At 67.8% G+C, this 2,917-nt stretch carries 3 protein-coding genes and 1 pseudogene; 2 read left to right on the plus strand and 2 right to left on the minus strand.

Annotation, left to right across the window (positions count from 1 at the left end; genetic code table 11):
• Positions 1–208 precede the first annotated feature (208 nt).
• On the plus strand, positions 209–520 hold the full coding sequence (gene cowN / locus ACSBPG_RS31760; protein WP_435541262.1) for a N(2)-fixation sustaining protein CowN: 312 nt from the start codon (positions 209–211) through the stop codon (positions 518–520).
• A 254-nt stretch (positions 521–774) separates the two neighbouring features.
• On the opposite strand, the gene ACSBPG_RS31765 is transcribed toward cowN, so the two are convergent.
• Positions 775–1,929: a nucleotidyltransferase family protein gene (locus tag ACSBPG_RS31765; protein ID WP_435541263.1), complete on the minus strand. Its 1,155-nt coding sequence runs from the start codon at positions 1,927–1,929 to the stop codon at positions 775–777.
• Positions 1,930–2,137: 208 nt separating this feature from the next.
• Between ACSBPG_RS31765 and ACSBPG_RS31770 the strand changes: the two genes are divergently transcribed.
• Complete coding sequence (locus tag ACSBPG_RS31770; RefSeq protein WP_435541264.1) at positions 2,138–2,371, plus strand: hypothetical protein; 234 nt, start codon at positions 2,138–2,140, stop codon at positions 2,369–2,371.
• On the opposite strand, the pseudogene ACSBPG_RS31775 reads toward ACSBPG_RS31770, so the two are convergent.
• Positions 2,335–2,848: pseudogene (locus ACSBPG_RS31775) on the minus strand (DDE-type integrase/transposase/recombinase); the annotation flags it as partial. The gene ACSBPG_RS31770 and the pseudogene ACSBPG_RS31775 sit on opposite strands and share 37 nt — an antisense overlap.
• Between the last annotated feature and the right edge of the window lie 69 nt (positions 2,849–2,917).

Genomic DNA, 2,917 nt, shown 5'->3' on the forward strand with positions numbered 1-2,917 from the left:
GAACGCGGCGACCCTCTCCCGGCCTTCAGGCCAACCATCCTATCAGGAGGTCGCCCGATGAGTGGAAGTCATACAAGCGTGGCGCTCGTGCAGCCGCCGTGCGCTTCGCGCCGGCGCACGGCGGCTCGTGCACGACGTCTTGCCGGCCGGCCCGGCGTGCCCCACAGCAAGGGGCCACCATGCCGTCCGACCTGGGAGAGCCGCCGCCGTGGACGCCACCGACACCCGCGACCCCGACACCCCCGACCGCTACGTCTCCTTCAAGGGCATCGACTGCGCGGACAACGCCGCCCGGGTGGTCGCCCGCCTGCGTCGGCACATCGACGATCCGGCCAAGACCAACGCCTTCTGGGAACGCTTCAAGGAGAAGCTGGCGGTGGCCGGCGACCCCGCCCGGCGCCAGGCCGACGGCCTGTGCCTGCTGTGCGCCAACGTCTACTACATCGCCGACCTGTTCGAGGAACAGGAGGACGAGGAGGGGCTGGCGCTGCTGCGCAAGCTGGAGGACGAGTGCTGCTGATCCGTCACCGGCCGGGTTTGGCGGTGCCCGCGGAGGGACGGCCTCCCTTCGCGCCGTTGCGGCGCGCGGCTTCGGCCTTGAGGGAAGAACGGGTGGCTCCCGCCCTGGACGCCCGCTGACGGTCCATCCATGCCTTGGTCCCGAAAAGCCTTGCGAGCAGCCCGGGCACGCTGACATCGACGTCGAGCTGCTCCCAATGCAGAAAAACTCCAGGCCGCCCAAACGGTCGCAAAGGAGGCGGCTCGTTCAGGCGGTTAAAGGCGGCCGTCTTCTTGTGTTCCGCCGGCTTCCCTGCCTTTTCGGAAGCCAACGTCTTCCGCTTTCTGCTTTTGGCTTCCCCCGGCCCGTCGGATGGTGTCGGCCAGCAGTTCCCATTGGGTGTCCGGCAGCCGGGACAAGCCGTCGGCCAAGGCTTCCCGCCACTTCGGCCCCCTCGACCACGCTTCGATCCAGGCGTCGGCGAGATCATGGTGATGCCTGTGGGCCATGGCTTCGATCAGAATCCCGGCTTGGGCCACGTCCTTGTCGGTTTTCAACCGGCCGTTCGGGTCGGCTCGCCGCCGCGCCGCGACGATCAGCTTATGCACGGCATACCGTTCCGGTGCCGGCACCCGGACCGGTACACCGCCAGCGTGAAGCAGCACCGACCGGACCGGGGTGTGGATCAGAAAATCGAGGAACCGCAGGGGCTGGGCGGCGGCTCCCCCCAGGGCCGGCATGGCGGTGGGCTTGCCCTGATGCTTGTCCTTGCCGGTGTTGGGCACCAGGAATTCCACCAGGAAACCTTTGCGGTTCCGGAACGCCGTGGCCTGCCGGGCGTCTGCCTGATGCGGCACCTCCTGGAAGCTGGCATCCACCTGACGGAGCACGCCGAGAATGGGCGGCAGGCTGTCTTCGACGGATATGGACACCGAGTGGAACTGGGCGATGTCGATGTCTCCGGTGCGGAGATGGGCGGCGGGCAGCCGGACCCCCAGCAATCCGGCGTAGCACTGGAACGCCAGCGTGCCGACCAGCACGCCGCGCAGCCGGAACACGCCGGCCTGCCACAGGGCTTCGGCGAGGTCGCCGGTGAAGGCGTCCGGCGACGGCAGCCCGGCGGCCTTCAGGGCGGACACCATCCGCCGCCGCTCGGTGAAGTCCGCCTTCAGGTCGCGGAACCGCTCGACGCGGGCGGCGATGTCCGGGTCCTCGGCGGGGCCGACGTAGCGGCTGTAGCGGTGGCCGTCCTCATACCCCTGGAAGTACCAGTATCCCCGACCCTTTCGCTCCTTTTTCGAGAAGCTGCCGGTGGTGGGGAATGCCGCGTCGAACTCGGCGTCCAGGCACCGCTGCTCCAGGTCGGCGAACATGGTCTGTATGGCCAGCCCGAGTTCCCGCACAAGCCCCTCCACCTCGGTTGCCTTCAAATTCGGATTTTACAGGCAACCGATGGGCTGGACAACGTCGGGTGTCTCCATCAGGCTCGGTCGAGCGGTACATCACGACGGCCCGGTGACCGAACCGCACGCCCACCGGCATCGCCATGGGCGTCCGCGGCACGTCATGCCCATGTCCTCGATGGCCACCACGTCCGCACACACTGAGGCGTGGGCCGAACCAACAGCAGGAGTCCGCATGGGAAGCGTTGCCGACAAGATCGCCCGGAAGGTGGCGACCCAGATCCGGTCGAACGTCATCGATCCGTCCGCGTTTCGGGCGAGCCGGGAACTTGCCGTCGAGGCCGGCCTCGACGGCGGCCGGTTCAAGGATCTTGTCGAGCAGGGCTACGACCCTGAACCGCGCCGGGATTCCCGGAGGCCGATTTGGTTGAGTTACGCCGCCATGGCGACGTCCTCGGCTTGGGCATAGTAGCGCGCCTCGGCCTCGGCGGGCGGAATGTTGCCGATGGGTTCGAGGAGACGCCGGTGATTGAACCAGTCCACCCATTCCAGGGTGGCGAACTCGACGGCGTCCATGGTGCGCCAGGGTCCGCGGCGCCGGATCACCTCGGTCTTGTAGAGGCCGTTGATGGTCTCCGCCAAGGCGTTGTAGCTGCGCTGGCCCTTCGGGCTCGTAGCTGTCGCCGACGCTGCCCACGGAGGGTTCGACGTCGGCGTCGGTGAGACGCTCGGTGTAGCGAATGGCAACGTATTGCGAGCCGCGGTCGCTATGGTGAATGAGGCCGCTGCCCTTGGCCGGCCGGCGCTCGTGCAGCGCCTGCTCCAGAGCATCCAGCACGAAGCCGGCGTGGGCGGTGCGTGACACCCGCCAGCCCACGATCCGGCGGGCGAAGGTGTCGATGACGAAGGCCACGTAGACGAAACCCTGCCACGTCGCGAGTGGAGTAGGAAGCGCTGAAGCGCTTCCCCTCCCCGAACCGTACGTGCACCTTTCAGTGCATACGGCTCTCCATTC

Source organism: Azospirillum sp. ST 5-10, assembly GCF_051225715.1.
Lineage (GTDB): Bacteria > Pseudomonadota > Alphaproteobacteria > Azospirillales > Azospirillaceae > Azospirillum.

Excerpts from the sequence above, each read along its gene's own strand:
- ACSBPG_RS31770 (WP_435541264.1), top strand. The coding sequence starts at position 2,138 with ATGGGAAGCGTTGCCGACAAGATCGCCCGGAAGGTGGCGACCCAGATC.